A 15,733-nucleotide genomic window follows, 5' to 3' on the forward strand; every position below is an offset into this window, starting at 1 on the left:
TGCGTCGAAGAAGCGGCATCTGACGGACAGCGAAGAACCGGGGGCATGTCAGAGCAGGTCTGGGCGGAAGAACGGTTATTCCGCCGCCCTGAGCGCAGGACCTTTCGGCAGATCGAACATCCCGCGGGGTCTTTCCTGCATGAAGGCCAGAACCTCTTCGCTTCCGATTACATCGGCATATTTGGCGTTCAGATCGCAAAGCGCTATCGCGTGGCTTGCCTCTGACCGTTCGAAACAGGCGTCCTCGACCATCGTAACGCGGTAGTTGTAGCTAAAGGCATCCACGACAGTGGCGCGGACGCAGCCGCTTGTGGCGGTGCCGGTTACGATGACGCTGTCGCAGCCCAGAAGCGTCAGATAACTCAGCAGATTGGTGCCGTGAAAGCCGCTGGGCTTCTGCTTGTGGATGACGATATCCTGTTCAGAGGGCGCGATCTGCGGCATGATCTCATTGCCGTCGATAGCAGAGGCCGCTTTCGGCTTTTCTCCGCTGCGGGCGTTTTTCCACGCCCAGCCGCCGGCATCCCAATTGTCCGCGCGTCTGATTCCGGTGGTGTAGATGACCGGCAGTTCACGGTCATGCGCGACATCGATCAGTTTGCGGATAACGGGCAGGGCGTCCCATGCCGCCTCTCCGCCCGATTGCCGCCAGCGTTTGACCGATTCGAGCAACGGTTCACGGCGGTCACCGCAGAACGCATAATTGACGTCGATAACCAGCAGTGCCGGCCGCGTTCCAAATCCCTGCCGAACGCCGTAGCCCGCAAGTTTGAAGACCTGCTTATCGCGTTCCGTCAGGAACTTATCCCAAACGCGTTCAGTCATTTTCCTTCCTCCTATCTTTTTCAAGCGATAGCCCGGCGGATCGTGGATCCTTCTTATCGGCGATTGACTTATGGCGATAATATGTTTGTATGGCAAGCATACGTTATTACTAAAATACACTATTCCACTTCATATCATCGGCACCATTTCGGGGAAAAAGCCGAAACATCTGAAGATTTCAGGGAGGGGAAGCGCATGTTTTCGAGATTGGGAATCAACTGTGTTCTGATTGCGGCGACAGGTATCGCCGCGATTGCAGGCGCGGCGCAGGCGCAGGAGGTCTGGAGGCATGGTATTGTTGAAGCGAAAGGCGATTCCGGATTTCTGTTTCAGGCTGCAGAAGGCGGTTTCGGAGAGAAACGTGGCCTTGATATCGAGATGGTGGAGTTCACCGGCGGGCCGACCGCGTTGAAGGCGCTGCTTGCGGGGGAACTGGACAGTTTCGAAGCCAGTCCCGTCGTCGCGCTGCCCGCGCTTCACCAGAATGCCGATATCAAGATCATCGGCTGCAACTGGCCGGGAATGACCTATACCGTATTCTCGTCGCCGGACGTGGCTTCCACAGAAGATCTCAAGGGGCAGTCGATCGGCGTTTCTGCGCCTGGTTCGCTTCCGATGCTCTTCACCCAGCTTGCGCTCGAGGCGTCTGGGTTGTCCGCGTCGGATGTTACCTATGTGAATGCGGGTGGAAGCGCGGATCGTGTCCGTGCGGTGGGCGCGGGGCTTGTGACCGCCGCCGCAAGTTCCAGCGAATTCGCGGTCGGTGCGGAAACATATAATGTGAAGCCGCTTCTCGCGGGGGCAGAGGTCACGCCCCAATTCGTCAAGGTCTGCGTTATGACGACAGGCGCAAAGATTGCCGAACGGCGCGCGGATATGGTGAATTTCCTTGGCGCCGAGATGGAGGGGCTGGCTTACGGAATCGGCAACAAGGACGCGATGATCGCTCTTGCCCATAAGGTCGCCCGGCTGCCCGAGGACGACAAGACGGCGGAATTCATTTATGACGAAGCTATAAAATACGACGCGATCGCCATCGATCTTGCGGTTCCGATGGAAAACCTGCAATGGACCGATGATCAGATGGTTCGTCTTGGCGCGCTTCCCGAAAATGCCGATGTCAGGGATTTCGTGGATGAAAGCGTTCGGGAAGAGGCTCTGGCAACCGTCGGGAAGTAATGCGGCCTCATTCCGTTTTTCGGCGGGACCGGAATTTCAGGAAAGATGCGGAGAATGCCGTGCCGAGCCGCCGGATTTACGGGTTGCGGCAATTGTGGCTGACAGTCCGATCCGCTTCAGGCCGTAAAAGGCGCACAGACTGTCTATCAGTTTTCGCAAGGCGTCGTCCTGCTCCAGATTAGCGCGTTCATCTATTGACGCGGCTTCCAGCCGGGCGAGGCGGGTCTGCTCCATAGTCAATTCACGCTTCAGCAGCGCTTTGCGCAAGCGCCCCGTCCGGCCATCGCGGGACAGGCGCTTTCTGACATAACGCGTCAGGAACAGATGCAACCGCGCCTGCCACGGCACGGAATATTTCAATCTCCGAAGGGTGTCCGGCCCGATACTGCACCCCCCGGATGCAAGGAACAGGGCAGCCAGAAGCAGGCAGACATCGCCTTTCTGCCGGTCCTGGAAATACAGGCATTCCTCCTTGACGCCCGGTTCGGCATAGACGGCAAGCGCGAACCGCCAGAGTGCATTCTTGTCGGACGTCCGGGGAATTCGCGCTTGCTGCCGCATCGCTTAGATTCGCTGTCCGAGTCCGGTCAGTGCGTCAGCGATCACTTCGGGAGCCTCGAGCGGGGTGAAATGGCGCATGTCGGGCAGAATTTCCATCGTCGCGCCCGGGATCGCATCGGCCATCGCCTGCGCCATTGCGGGCGGTGTCGCGTAATCGTGCTCGCCCACCAGGATCAGGGTGGGGAAATCGAATTGTGGCATTCCCTCGCGCAGGTCGGCTGCCCCCAGCATCCGGCAGGTGGCCAGATAGCTTGGCACGTCATTGGCCATGAAAACCGCGACGGCGCTGTCCACGATATCGGGATGGCTTTCAAGGAAAGCCGGACTGAACCAGCGGCTTTTCTGGAAGCCGACCAATGCGGCCAATCCTTCGTTCACGGCTTTCATGCCCCGTTCCTCCCACGCTTCCGGTGCGCCTTCACCATACCATGCGGTCGTGTCTAACAATCCCAGCGCCGACACCCGGTCAGCATGATGTGTCGCGAAGGCAAGCGCAACGCAACCGCCCATCGAGGCACCGGCCACAATCGCGTCCTGCCAGCTGAGATGGGCCATGACATCGGCAAGATCGTCGGCGAATTGCTCGACGGTGAAGGGTCCCTCCGATTTCGTGGACCGGCCATGTCCGCGGCAATCGATGGTCAGTACTGCGGCATCCGCTGGCAGGCAGGCGATCACCCGATCCCAGAATGCGCCATTCATGGCCAGCGAATGGATCAGGGCGATCCGCGTCGTACCTGCCGGATTGGCGATGCGCCATGCGATTTCGGCGCCATCACGGGTCTGTGCCATTCCCTCATGCGGAGTTTCATTGATGGTGGTGTCCATATTATCTTTCCTTCATCGTCTCGAAAGCTGTTGGTGGTGGACGGTGAAACCCATCCGGCGGATCCTGTTGCAGGGTTCGGGCGGCCGCGTGGATTTTGCGGATCATCCATTTATGCGAGGGCAGCGAGGAACGTGGCTGGCTCCAGACCAGATCCGTGCGCACCTCAAGTCCATCGACCGGGACATCGGTAATGTGCAGTTCCGATGTGTCGAACATTGACAACATGCGTTCCAGCATCAGCGACAACAGATTCGTTTTGGTCACGATGGCGGGGGCCGCGACGAACTGATGTACGGTGGCGAATATATTCCGCTGGATGCCGTGTTCGGCCAGTAGAACATCGGCCCGGCTGGAATCTCCGGGGCCGGGTTTTACGGCAAGATGTTCCGCCTGAACGAATAACTGCCGCGTCAGGGGCTGTCGCGCCAATTGGTGATCGCGGCGCATGATGCAGACATAGCGGTCATGAAAAAGCGATGTGCGCGAAAAGCGGCGCGGCAGATTGGGGATCACTCCGATCGCGAAATCGACGGCATTGCGATCCAGCAGATCGACGAGCTGTTCGTTGCTGTGCGATTCCGCGAGAACGCGGATATTCGGCGCAACCTTTGCCAGATGGGCCATGAGCGCGGGTAGCAGGACAACCGAGGCATTTTCTGATACCGCTAATGTGAACACCCAGGGCGTATCCTGCGGTTGGAAGTCCTGCGGCACCAGAATGTTCTCGATCTGGCGCAATGCGTCATTCAGAGGTACGGCCAGTTCCTGCGACCGCGCGGTTGGCTGCATCTCGCCGCCGACACGGACGAAAAGCGGGTCGTTGAACAATTGTCGCAAGCGATTCAGGGCGTTACTGGTCGCCGGTTGTGACATGCCCAGCCGCGCAGCGGCCTTGCTGACCGAATGTTCGGCAAGCAGTGCATCCATGACGACCAGCAGTCGCATCTCGATAGAAGCCAAATTCACCGTCATGATAGTGTTCTCTCGGATTTGAATTTGCCAGTTTCTGTTCTTTGCAATACTGTCATACATACATACAGTAGTATAGCAATGCAATATTGCAGCCGATGGAAGGAGTATGCGAGTGTCCCGCGCGGAAGTGGGGCGAATCTCGCCATCGGCCGTAATCTAGAAATGGGTCTCGAAATTTGGGGAGGAGAATATGAAAGGTAGGATGTGCACCGTGATCGCGGCGGCAGCGGTGGCAATAAGCGGCCCCGCATTCGCGGATGTCTGGCGGCATGGTGTCGTGGAGGCCAAAGGCGACGCGGGCATAATCTTCATGGCCGAGCGTTTTGCCGAGAAATACGGCATCGATCTGGAGATGGTGGAGTTCGTTAGCAGCACGGTGCCGGTCAAGGCGCTGCTGGCCGGCGAGATCGACAGCTATGCAACCTCGCCTCTGGTCGGTCTTGCGGCCATGGCCGAGAAGGCGCCACTGCGCTTTGTCGGCTGCAACTGGCCGGGAATGACTTACAACATCTATGCGAAATCCGAGATTACCTCGGTCGAGGACCTCAGGGGAAAATCCATCGGCGTCTCTGGGCCGGGATCATCACCGGATTTGTTCGCGCGTGAAGTGCTGTACGCGCATGATATCGATCCGGGTGAGGTCAAGTTCGTCAGCGCCGGCGGGGGCGGAGACCGTTTCCGCGCAGTCGTCGCAGGCATCGTTGATGCCACCGCAACCTCAAGTGAATATGAAGAGGAAGCGGAACGTCAGAATGTGAATGTGATCGCTCGTGCGCCGGACGTCACCCCGAATCTGCTGCGGAATTGCATCGTGACCACACAGGACGCCATCGACAACAGGAGCGATGAGCTGGTGCGGTTTCTTGCCACGCAGATGGAAGGACATGCCTATGCGTTGGAGCATCCCGAGGAAACCTATCCATTGGCACGCGAAATCACCAATATGGCCGAGGACGACAAGAGTCCCGAGTTCATTTTCGACGAGGTCGTCAAATATTCCGCTGTGACTCCCGATCTGGAGATGGATGCCGAGAAGCTTCAGTGGAACGTGGATATGATGCAGCGCAATGCCCGCATTCAGAACGTATTCGATGTCACTGAATTCATCGATGATGGCCCGCGGCAGCAGGCTCTTGAGCTTGTGAAACAGCAGTAACGCTCCCACGCAAAAACTGGAGACGGCTATATGTCCCATGTAGAACTGAAAAACGTATCCAAAACCTTCAATTTGCGCTCGGGTGGTGCAAACATCAAAACCCGCGCGCTTGACAATCTGTCCCTGAATATCGAACGCGGCGAGATCGTCGCGCTGACCGGTCCCAGCGGCTGCGGCAAGACGACGGCGCTGCGCATCATCATGGGCCTGGAAGAAGCCTCGGGCGGGATGATCCGCGTCGCCGGGAAAGAGATCAATGGCTGCGGTCTGGATCGCGGCATGGTCTTTCAACATGCCGAATTGCTTCCGTGGCGCTCGGCGGTCGATAATATCCGCTTCGCGCTGGAGGCGAACGGGGTTGCTGCCTCCGAGATTGCCGAGCGTGCCGAACGGTTCATAGATCTTGTTGGGCTGAGACATGCCATGCACCACCGCCCTCACCAGCTGTCGGGTGGCATGAAGCAAAGGGTCGGCATCGCCCGCGCGCTGGCCATCGATCCTGAAGTGCTTCTGATGGACGAGCCTTTCGGCGCACTGGATTCGCAGACCCGTGAAGTATTGCAGATGGAACTGCTGGACATCCATCAGCGGACCGGCAAGACGATTATTTTCGTCACGCATGATCTGGACGAAGCCGTGTTGCTGGCAGACCGGATCGCGGTCATGGTCAAGGGCCGGCTTCGCGAGATCATCGATGTGAATATCGAGCGCCCGCGCAACGATATGCGGGCAATCCGTGGTTCCGAGGAATTCGCACGCAAGCGGCATCTGGCCTGGGACGCGCTGCATAGTCATCCCGAGGACGCCGTTGCGGCGCACGGGTCCGAAACATCCGACACTACGCCCCTTCGGGCCACGGCCTGAGAGGTGCCTGAATGACCATTTCAAACTATCACGAATCCATCGCTGTCAAGAAACCACGTTTTTCGGTCAAAGACATGCCGAGCTGGTCGATTACGCTGATCTCCGTCGCGACCCTGATGATCGTGTGGGAATTGTGCGGGCCCTGGATAAACCCGCTTTTCGGCTCCTATCCTTCGCAGATCATCCGATCTTTCCTGGATATGATGAGTGACGGCATGCTGGTGCGCGCCTTTGTGCAGAGCATCCAGCCATTCGTCGTGGGCTATGCGCTTGCTGCCCTCGCAGGGATTCCGATCGGGTTGTTGCTGGGCCGTTACCGGGTCTTCGATGCCGCGTTCGGTATCTATATCACGGCGGGTTATGCGACCCCAAGCATCGCGCTGGTGCCGCTGCTGATGATCTGGTTCGGGCTTGGCTTCAGCGTCAAGGTGGTGATCGTATTCCTGATGGCCTTCTTCCCGATCTGTATCAATACCACCGCCGGCGTGAAGGCAGTTCCGAAGACGCTGATCGAAGTGGGCACGGCATTCTGCGCATCGCAAACCAAGATCATGCGACAGATCGTTCTGCCGGCGACGCTGCCCTATATCATGGCGGGCCTCAGGCTGGCCGTCGGCAAGGCCGTGATCGGGATGATCCTTGCGGAATTCCTGACCGCGCTGTCGGGGCTGGGCGGGATCATCATCAACGCCGCGAACAGCTTCCGCACCGCCGAGATGTTCGTGCCGATCATTCTGGTGATGATATTGGCGGTCGTGCTGGAAAAACTGCTGGCCCTACTTGAACATGTCGTGGCGCCCTGGCAGCGGGAGATCTCGGGCGACGGTCACTGATAACGCCCGCCCCCAAGACGCACCTGCCAGACTTCGCCGGTCCCGGAACAATCCGGGCCGGCAATTCCGTTCCATCGTCAGAAACAGGCCGACCGAATACCGATATGGAGAGAAACAACCGACAATCGCCCGATCCTTCGGCTATGCGGCCGTTCAATATGCTTCTTGCGATGACATTGGGGATTTGCGGCGGCGCCACTTTCTTCTACCTGCATTTGCCGCTGGCATGGATGATCGGCTCGCTGGCGTTCTGCCTGTGCGGCAGCCTTGCGGGGCTGCCGCTTCACATGCCGCGCAAACTGCGCCCGATGATGCTGGCGCTGATCGGGGTGCTTCTGGGATCGAATTTCGATCCCTCGTTATTTGCGCATCTCGATGCATGGTTCGTCAGCCTGTCCTTTCTGGGGCTTTTCATCGTGGCCAGCGGGTCGCTATGCTATCTGTTCCTGCGCCATGTCGCAAGGTTGCCCGTGCCGACCGCCTTTTTCAGTGCTTTGCCTGGTGGTCTTGCCGAGATGTCGGCTTTTGGCGAAAGCATGGGGGGCGATCTTCAGCGGATCATTCTGTTGCAGTCGTTCCGGATCCTGATCGTCGTGTTGACCTTGCCGCTGGTGTTATGGGTGGTGCTGGGCGTCTGGCCCGCGCCGCTGGTCGGTGCAGGAGGCAATACCGCGTGGTGGCCTGGCCTGAGTGAAAGCCTCTGGCTGCTTGTGACGGCGGCGGTTGGCTGGAAACTGGCGGTGTTGGCGCGGCTGCATTCGCCCGCGCTTATCGGACCGCTTGTGCTGAGCGGTGTGATTCATCTCACCGGGATCAGTTCATTCCATCCGCCATTGCTGTTCATCGCCGGAGCTCAACTGGTGATGGGCACCTCGCTTGGTACGGGCTTTGCCAATATGCGCAAGCGCGATTTCGGCACCAGTATCCTTTGCGCCGCCGCCACGACATCGATCCTTATTCTTTCGGGTCTGGCTTTCGCGTGGGTGCTGATGCATTTGACCGGCTTGCCGCTGGTTGACCTGATGCTGGCCTTTGCGCCGGGGGGATTGTCCGAGACCAGCCTTGTCGCGCTGTCATTGCAGGCGACGGTTTCCTTTATCGCAGTGCATCATGTGGTGCGCGTCTTCTTGATTACCCTGCTTGGGCCGGTTTTCTACCTGAGAATGAATCGCGGCCTTAACCAACCTCGAAGGAGCAACTGACATGCGAAGACTGATCGTCGCGATCACGGGTGCCTCCGGGGTGATCTATGGCGTCCGGGCGCTGGAGCTTTTGCGCGCCGTTCCGGATATCGAGACCCATCTGGTCATGTCGTCTTCCGCGGTCAGGACCATCCGCGAAGAGATCGAGCAGGAGCCGGATGATATCCGCGCGCTTGCAGACCGGACCTACAGCTACAAGGATATCGGTGCGGCGATCTCGTCGGGGTCGTTTCGGACCATGGGAATGCTGATCGCCCCGGCGTCGATCAAGACGCTGAGCGGCATTGCCAACTGCTATAACGATGAACTGATCGTGCGGGCCGCCGATGTGTGTCTGAAGGAAAGGCGGCGCGTGGTGCTGATGCTGCGCGAGACGCCCCTGCATGCGGGTCATATCGCCCTGATGCAGCAGGCCACGCTTAACGGCGCAATCATCATGCCGCCGACGCCCGCCTTCTATACCCGGCCCCGGACGATAGACGATATCGTGACCCAAAGCGTGGCGCGGGCGCTGGATCTTTTCGATATCGATCTTGCCGTTACGCGCCGCTGGGGTGAGCCTTCATCGGGTGATTGATGTATTGCGGTTCCGGCTGGCGCTTTTCAGCGGGAATGCAGCGCCAGCACTTCGGCGAGAACCGAGATCGCCAGCAGCCGGGCGTCGCGGGCCGAGGCGATAACGCCGATCGGACCGCGCAGCCTGCCAAGCGCGGCTTCATCGACACCCTCGGCGCGTAACGCGGCGATGCGGGCGCTTTGCGCACGGCGGCTGCCCTGTGCGCCGATATAGAACCCATTGCTGGAAAGCAGTTCCTGAAGGATCGCCGTTTCATGGCGATGTTCATGATAGAACAGGACCGCGGCGGTGTCGTGATCCACATCGACATCCCCGAGCGCGCCGCCTTTGCCGATCCTTCGGGCTGTCACGCCGATGGCCGCCGCCTGTGCAAGAGTCTCGTCATCGTGGCTAAGCACCATGCCCGGAAGCAGCGCCGCCTGAACCAGACCGGCGAAGACGGGGACCTCTGGTCCCTTGCCGAAAATCAGGAAACGCGGATCGGGGCGAAGCCGGGCATGGAAAATACCCTCTCCATCCTTCCCGGTTGTGCGGTCCGGCCCGATGGAAATGCCGCCATCCGCAAGATTGAATGCCAATGCGAAGGGCTTTCGCGCGGCGCGCAGCTGGGCAACGCGGTGCAGCAAAGATGACCGGGGGCGGGGGAGAAGCAGGATTTCCAGACCGCCCCCGCATGGCAATTGTAGATCGAAGAAAGGCGAACCGGCACCGTAGCGCAGCAGCATGGAGGAGCCATGCGCCATCACTTCCCTCGCGTGAAGATGCAGATCGGTCTCTATGCAGCCCGAGGACAAGTTTCCGATGCGCTGCCCGTCAGGCAGAAACGCCATCATCGCGCCGGTGGGGCGATACGACGCGCCCTCTACCGTCGTGATGACCGCCAGCGCGCCCCTGCCGCCGGTGCGAGTCAACGCGCCCAGCGCATCATGAGCTTCGCGCGTCACGGCGCGGGGGTCGAAGGGCAGAAACTCGACATTGGAAAGATCAGCGGCTTGCGATCGCATTCGTCTGCTTATCCATTTTGTTCGCGCTTTTCGCCCGGCATCGCCCCCTGCGGGCCGGGCGCTATTTCCGCTCCGGTTGCGTTTCCACATTGCGCACCGGTGTTTCCGGCTTGATGCTTCCGCGCCGACGCGCCAGCGTCTGCTGGCCCGTGTCGCGCCAGTCACCCTTGATGGCGGCCTCGGCGAAGCCGCTCCAGCTGTCGTCCCAATCCCCAAGCGAATAACCATGCCAGGGCGGCTGCGGCGACAGGGCGGGAAGTTGAAGTTCCTCCCAGATCTCGCGGGCGCGGGTCATATAGGGTTCCGCCGGCAGCGCCAGCGGCGGCATCGGCGCCTTCAGCGTCGCGTCGATCATCAACGTGCCCTCGGCCGATTTCGACGCCGATTTCGGCCCATGCCCGCCCGAGCGGTAAGGGGTGACGTGCAGATCTTCGAGGATATTCGCGCGATAGGCAATGGACCAGAAGACCGCATCCGCGTTGCGGGCGTCGATATCATCCGAGACGGCGATGACGACCTTGCCGCATTGCGCCTGAAGCGTCGCCGCGCCCTGCATCCCCCGCCAGATTTCCGACTGGGGCGTTCCCTTCTCGAATTCCAGAAAGATCACTTTGCGGATATTGGTCAGCGGCTCGTGCATGACGACGCGTCGGATCCCCTTCACATTCATATGGTGGCGCAGATGTTCAAGGAATAACGGCTCATAGGCCACGCGTTTCAGGACGCTGGATTCGCTTGGCGTCACCTGAGACACGATGGACACCAGAACCGGTTTGCGCTTGCGCGTGATCGCCGTCACCTGCATCGACATGTTGAAATCTTCAAGCGCGACATGGCCGTGGCTTTCGCCAAAGGGACCTTCGGGTTCCAGAAGATCGGGATCGATCAGCCCTTCGATCACCAACTCGGCATCCGCAGGCACCATCAGATCGATGGTCTTGCATTTGACCGTACGGACAGGGGCGCCGATCAATCCCCCGGCCACTGCCATCTCGTCGGTGTCGATGGGCAATTTCTGCGGGCCGGTGAACAGTACCGCGGGCGCGCAGCCGATGACGATGGCGCAAGGCATCGGCTGATTCAGCTTCTTGTATTTGAGCCAGTGCTGATAGCCTCCGGCTCCGCTGAGACGGCTGGCCATGCGCACCCCTAGACGGTCTTCCGCTTTCAGGGCGGCACGATAGGTGCCCATGTTCTGAATGCCGTTCTCGGGGTCTTTCGTCACGCAGAGCGTGGCGGTGAAATAGGGCGCGCTGTCGAAGCCCGGGGTAGAAACCGGCACCGGCAGGCTGCCTAAGCCCCGGCCGTGCTGGCGCAGCTCTTCGCCGGTGATGACCATTTCCTGGCAGGGGGCGGTCTCGACCTCGACGGGCGGGATGGGATTGGCCATGGCCTTGACCCAGACATCGCCGATCTGATCTTCGCTGACCCCCAGACCGATCGCATAAATAGCCGGTGTGGCAGCCAGAACGCCTACCGCAACGGGAATGTCGTATTCCACACCCTTGCTGTCGCGGACATCGGTGAACAGGAAGCCGCGCCGCTGATCTTCCTGCAAACCGCCCTGAAACTGCCAGCGGGCAAGGGGATGCAGTTCCGCGTCCTTGTCTATCGGCGTCTGTATCCGGGTCAGAAGCCCGGCCTTTTCAAGCCGTTCGATATGTTCTTGCAGGTCCAGTGGCGCCTTGCTGTCTTCCTGACCCATAGGGTGCTCCCTCTCATCATTGCGTCCTCTGGCCCGGGCAAACGGGGTGGTGTCGAGGCGATTCAATTGCTTGACATACTGTCATACATTGTGACAGTAATGTCAAATGACAAATGTAAGGTTCCTGCCCTAGTGGACAGTCATGAAATCGGGAGGAAAAGGCAGAAAATGAACAAGAATGCGCTGCCGCGCCGAGCGGTCCCCGCGCCAACAGCCAGCCGCGAGGTCAGTTACCGGCATGGTGAACCAAGTCCCGAGCTGAAGCTTGTGACGGATGCGCTGTTCCGCCATATCGGAAAGCCCGTCCCCCGGAAGGAAGATGAGCGGCTTATCACCGGAAAGGGTCGTTTCACGGATGATTTCAACCTGCCGGGGCAGGTTTACGCTGCGATGGTCCGTTCGCCGCATCCGCATGCGGTGATCGGCCGGACCGACGCCTCTGCCGCTTTGGCGCTGCCCGGCGTTCTGGCCGTTCTGACGCCCGAGGACATGCTCGCGGACGATTTGCAGCCGATTCCCCATAATCCGGTTCCCTCGACGAATTACGACGTAAAGCTGCGCGCCAGTGACGGCAGTTTCCCGTTCGTTGGCCCTCATTATCCGCTGCCGCTGAAGAAGGTGCGGCATGTGGGCGAGGTCGTCGCGCTGGTCGTGGCTGAAACACCGGCGCTGGCGGAAGAGGCGTCCGAACTGGTCGATGTCGAATATGATGTGCTGCCGCATGTGACCGCCACCGCCGAGGCATTCCAGGAGGGTGCCCCCGCTGTCTGGGACGAGGTGCCGGACAATGTTTTGGTCGACAGCCGCTTCGGTGACGAAGAGGGCACGGATGCCGCCTTCAGACGCGCCGCCCATGTGGTGAAGCGCCGTTTCCATATAGATCGCGTCACCGCGGTCACTATCGAGCCGCGCGCCGCCTTGGGGCATTTCGATGCGGAAACTGGCCGCTATACGCTTTATGCAGGTTCGGGTGGTGCCGTCCGGCAGAAAGGCGAGATTTCAAAGGTGCTGGGCGTCGATCGCGAGCGTCTTCGCGTCCTCTCCTTTGATGTCGGCGGGAATTTCGGCGCCCGCAACCGGGTCTATGTAGAGTTTCCACTGATCCTCTGGGCTTCGCGCAGGGTCGGACGGCCGGTGAAATTCACCGCTACGCGGTCGGAATCCTTTCTGACCGAATATCAGGGCCGCGACCTGATCACGACGGTCGAATTGGCCTTCGACGAAGCAGGCTATATCCTTGCCATGCGCGCCGACAATATCTCGAATGTGGGTGCGCGCTGCGTTTCGCTGTCTCCGCTGTCCAAGGGATCGGGGTTGATCTCGGGATCGTATCATATCCCCTGCGCCACATTGCGCGCCCGCGCGATTTTCACCAACACGATGTGTACACAGGCTTATCGCAGTTCGGGCCGCCCGGAAGTCACCTTTGCCATCGAGCGGATGATGGATCTGGCGGCGGAAGAGCTGGGTATGGACCGGGTGGAATTGCGGCGTCGGAACCTCGTGCCGCCTGATGCCATGCCCTACACCAATCCGGTCGGGCAGCATTATGACAGCGGCGAATACGAAAAGAACATGGACCGCGCCATCGAGCTGTCCGACTGGGACGGGTTCGAGGCCCGCAAGGCCGAGGCGCGTGCGCGAGGCAAACTGCTGGGCCGTGGCTTTGCCAATTATGTCGAGTCTTCGATCGGTACCCCGAGGGAGCGCGCCGAGATTACCGTGACCGAGGATGGCCGTGTCGAGGTGATCATCGGCACTCAGCCCAGCGGGCAGGGTCACGAAACCAGTTTCGCGCAGGTTGTCGCCGATATGCTGGGCGTCCCGGTAGAGCGGGTACAGATCATCCTGGGCGATACGGATATCGTGAAAGAGGGCGGGGGATCGCATTCCGGGCGGTCCATGCGACATGCGGGAACGGTCATGGCCATCGCTTCGGCCGAACTGCTTGCTGACGCGAAATCGCGTTTCGCCGATCTGCACGGGATCAATTCGTCGGATATCGATTTTCATGACGGGGTTTTCTCGGCTGCCGGGGTCAGCACGGATATCTTTGCGCTGGCGCAGGCGACCGCGGCCGACAAGGGGGCGCTGCATGCGGCCCATACGAACGAGATGCACACGCCGGTCTTTCCGAACGGCACCGCGATCTGCGAGATCGAGGTCTGTATGCATACCGGCGCCCCGGTGATCACCCGCTATGTCACTGTCGACGATGTCGGGCGCTGCATCAACCCGCTGATCGTGCACGGGCAGACTCATGGCGGCATCGCGCAGGGCGTCGGCCAGGCCATGTGGGAGCTTTGCGCCATCGATGAAGAGACGGGGCAGCCGTCGGCCGGCTCATTCATGGATTACGGCATGCCGCGATCCGACAATATGCCGTCCTTCACCTGTGAAATCGCCGAAGTTCATTCGCCGACCAATCCGCTGGGCATCAAGGCCGGCGGAGAGGGCGGAACGACCCCGGCTTTGGCGGTGATCGTCAGCGCCATTGTCGACGCGCTTTCGGAATTCGGCGTCCGCGACATTTCCATGCCGGTGACCCCGCAGCGGATTTGGCAGGCGATGAGATCCGCACAGCGCAATCAGGATAATCTTGACAGGAGCAACAGATGACCGAATTGAACACCGTCCGGGTCATTGCCTTTCCCGGCGCCCCGAACCTGCCCGTTTTTGCGGCGATGCGGAACGGGGATTTCGCCGAAATTGGGCTTGATGTCACGCTTGAGCTGACAGCCAGTTCCATCGAGCAGGCAGAGCGCACGGCGCGGGATGAGTTCGATATTATTTTCACCGCCTTCGATAATGTCGTCGCCTATAATGAAGGGCAGGGCGCGGCAGCCGAGGGTGTGGATCCTGGCTATGTCGCCATTGCCGGCGCCACCCGGCTGGATCTGGCGGTGGTGACCGGTAAGGAGATCGTGGATTTCGCGGCCCTTGCCGGACGCAAGGTCGCGCTGGATGCGCCGACGACCGGCTTCGCTTTCGCTTTTTACGATATGTGCGCCCGCAATGGCATCACGCGCGATGCCTATTCGGTCGATGCCGTGGGCGCCGCTCCACAGCGTTGGGAAGCGTTGAAAGCCGGTCTTTGCGACGCCACCTTGCTGATCGAGCCCTTTACCTCGATCGCGAAGAATGCGGGCTTCAATGTGCTGCAACGCTCGACCGAAGCCTATGCGCATTATCAGGGCGGCGTCATCGCAGCGCGGCGCGGGTTTCTTGAGCGGCATCCCGATCTGGTCGCGCGGTTCCTGCGGGGATACATGGCCGGGCTGCGCTGGAGCCTGCGTCCGGAGAACCGGCAAGCCGCACAGGATCTTCTGGCAAGCAAGATGCCTCAGATCCAGCCCGCCGCGATGAATTTCGTGATGAACAGCCTGTTGTCGCCCGATACCGGGCTGACGCCGGAAGCACGGTTCCTGGATCAGGGCGCGCAGCAGGTTCTGGCTCTTCGCAATGCTTATGGAAATGCGGCACCTGTGAACAGCTATGCCCGCTATGTCGATCTGTCCCATCTCAATGCTGTTCTGACCGGGGAGAATGTAGAATGAAACTTGTCGGTGAACGTCTTCTTGAAACGTCGCGCCATGTGGTCTGGCGGCTGCTGAACGATGGCGAGGTCTTGCAGCGCTGTATCCCGGGCTGTGAAAGTCTCTCCGGCAATCTGGATGACGGATACGACGCCAGGGTGGTCCTGAAGATCGGCCCGATCAAGGCCCGTTTCACAGGCGCGGTCACCTTCAGCGAGGTGCGCCCCGATGAGGGTTACCGTATTTCGGGAAAGGGGCAGGGCGGGGTCGCGGGCTTTGCCAGCGGAGGCGCGCTTGTCGAATTGCATGACGACGGTGGCGGCACCCGACTGGTTTACAACGCCGAGGCGCAAGTGGGCGGTAAGATCGCGCAGCTGGGTGCGCGGCTGATCGATTCCACTGCCCGCAAGCTGACCGAAGCGTTCTTCACCAAATTCGCTGAAGAGGTTGCGGCTTATGAAGCCCATGCCTGACATGTTCAGAGAGAGGA

Annotated in this window: 15 protein-coding genes; 9 read left to right on the forward strand and 6 right to left on the reverse strand. The window is 60.0% G+C overall.

The features are described 5' to 3' along the window. Window positions 1–75 precede the first annotated feature (75 nt). Window positions 76–825, reverse strand: coding sequence for an isochorismatase family protein (locus tag Q0601_RS05460; RefSeq protein ID WP_305287947.1), 750 nt, complete (start codon window positions 823–825; stop codon window positions 76–78). A 195-nt stretch (window positions 826–1,020) separates the two neighbouring features. Between Q0601_RS05460 and Q0601_RS05465 the strand changes: the two genes are divergently transcribed. Further along, window positions 1,021–2,004, forward strand: a complete 984-nt coding sequence (locus tag Q0601_RS05465; protein ID WP_305287949.1) for an ABC transporter substrate-binding protein — start codon at window positions 1,021–1,023, stop codon at window positions 2,002–2,004. Window positions 2,005–2,040: 36 nt separating this feature from the next. Here Q0601_RS05465 and Q0601_RS05470 read toward each other — a convergent pair whose 3' ends face one another. Genes Q0601_RS05470 through Q0601_RS05480 form a run of 3 tightly spaced genes read right to left on the reverse strand, consistent with a single transcriptional unit; the run spans window position 2,041 to window position 4,366 of the window. Next, a complete protein-coding gene (locus tag Q0601_RS05470; protein WP_305287951.1) occupies window positions 2,041–2,565 on the reverse strand; it encodes a TIGR02444 family protein in 525 nt (174 codons plus the stop codon). Between the two features lie 3 nt (window positions 2,566–2,568). Next, complete coding sequence (locus Q0601_RS05475) at window positions 2,569–3,393, reverse strand: alpha/beta fold hydrolase (protein ID WP_305287953.1); 825 nt, start codon at window positions 3,391–3,393, stop codon at window positions 2,569–2,571. Between the two features lies 1 nt (window position 3,394). Further along, window positions 3,395–4,366 (reverse strand): LysR family transcriptional regulator, encoded by a 972-nt coding sequence (locus Q0601_RS05480; RefSeq protein WP_305287955.1) that lies wholly within the window; start codon window positions 4,364–4,366, stop codon window positions 3,395–3,397. A gap of 190 nt (window positions 4,367–4,556) precedes the next feature. Here Q0601_RS05480 and Q0601_RS05485 point away from each other — a divergent pair, with 190 nt between their 5' ends. The 5 genes from Q0601_RS05485 to Q0601_RS05505 all read left to right on the forward strand — a co-directional run bounded on the left by Q0601_RS05485 (window position 4,557) and on the right by Q0601_RS05505 (window position 8,998). Then, entirely contained in the window at window positions 4,557–5,522 is a 966-nt protein-coding gene (locus Q0601_RS05485; protein ID WP_305287958.1) for an ABC transporter substrate-binding protein, read from the forward strand. A gap of 30 nt (window positions 5,523–5,552) precedes the next feature. Continuing rightward, window positions 5,553–6,386, forward strand: a complete 834-nt coding sequence (locus Q0601_RS05490; RefSeq protein WP_305287960.1) for an ABC transporter ATP-binding protein — start codon at window positions 5,553–5,555, stop codon at window positions 6,384–6,386. Between the two features lie 11 nt (window positions 6,387–6,397). Continuing rightward, window positions 6,398–7,219 (forward strand): ABC transporter permease, encoded by an 822-nt coding sequence (locus tag Q0601_RS05495; protein ID WP_305287963.1) that lies wholly within the window; start codon window positions 6,398–6,400, stop codon window positions 7,217–7,219. 104 nt (window positions 7,220–7,323) lie between these two features. Continuing rightward, a complete protein-coding gene (locus Q0601_RS05500; protein WP_305287965.1) occupies window positions 7,324–8,421 on the forward strand; it encodes an AbrB family transcriptional regulator in 1,098 nt (365 codons plus the stop codon). A 1-nt stretch (window position 8,422) separates the two neighbouring features. Beyond that, entirely contained in the window at window positions 8,423–8,998 is a 576-nt protein-coding gene (locus tag Q0601_RS05505) for a UbiX family flavin prenyltransferase (RefSeq protein ID WP_305287967.1), read from the forward strand. A 26-nt stretch (window positions 8,999–9,024) separates the two neighbouring features. On the opposite strand, the gene Q0601_RS05510 is transcribed toward Q0601_RS05505, so the two are convergent. Together Q0601_RS05510 and Q0601_RS05515 are read right to left on the reverse strand one after the other, a co-directional pair. Continuing rightward, entirely contained in the window at window positions 9,025–10,002 is a 978-nt protein-coding gene (locus tag Q0601_RS05510; protein ID WP_305287969.1) for an XdhC family protein, read from the reverse strand. A 61-nt stretch (window positions 10,003–10,063) separates the two neighbouring features. Next, window positions 10,064–11,707: a UbiD family decarboxylase gene (locus Q0601_RS05515; protein ID WP_305287971.1), complete on the reverse strand. Its 1,644-nt coding sequence runs from the start codon at window positions 11,705–11,707 to the stop codon at window positions 10,064–10,066. A gap of 168 nt (window positions 11,708–11,875) precedes the next feature. Between Q0601_RS05515 and Q0601_RS05520 the strand changes: the two genes are divergently transcribed. From Q0601_RS05520 to Q0601_RS05530, 3 genes are read left to right on the forward strand one after another with little or no spacing between them, the layout of a single operon-like run. Continuing rightward, entirely contained in the window at window positions 11,876–14,326 is a 2,451-nt protein-coding gene (locus Q0601_RS05520) for a xanthine dehydrogenase family protein molybdopterin-binding subunit (RefSeq protein WP_305287974.1), read from the forward strand. After that, entirely contained in the window at window positions 14,323–15,264 is a 942-nt protein-coding gene (locus Q0601_RS05525; RefSeq protein WP_305287976.1) for an ABC transporter substrate-binding protein, read from the forward strand. The genes Q0601_RS05520 and Q0601_RS05525 overlap by 4 nt, the downstream gene beginning before the upstream one ends. Continuing rightward, window positions 15,261–15,716, forward strand: coding sequence for an SRPBCC family protein (locus Q0601_RS05530; RefSeq protein WP_305287978.1), 456 nt, complete (start codon window positions 15,261–15,263; stop codon window positions 15,714–15,716). The genes Q0601_RS05525 and Q0601_RS05530 overlap by 4 nt, the downstream gene beginning before the upstream one ends. Window positions 15,717–15,733: the final 17 nt, after the last annotated feature.

The organism is Paracoccus wurundjeri (assembly GCF_030678915.1).
Lineage (GTDB): Bacteria > Pseudomonadota > Alphaproteobacteria > Rhodobacterales > Rhodobacteraceae > Paracoccus > Paracoccus onubensis_A.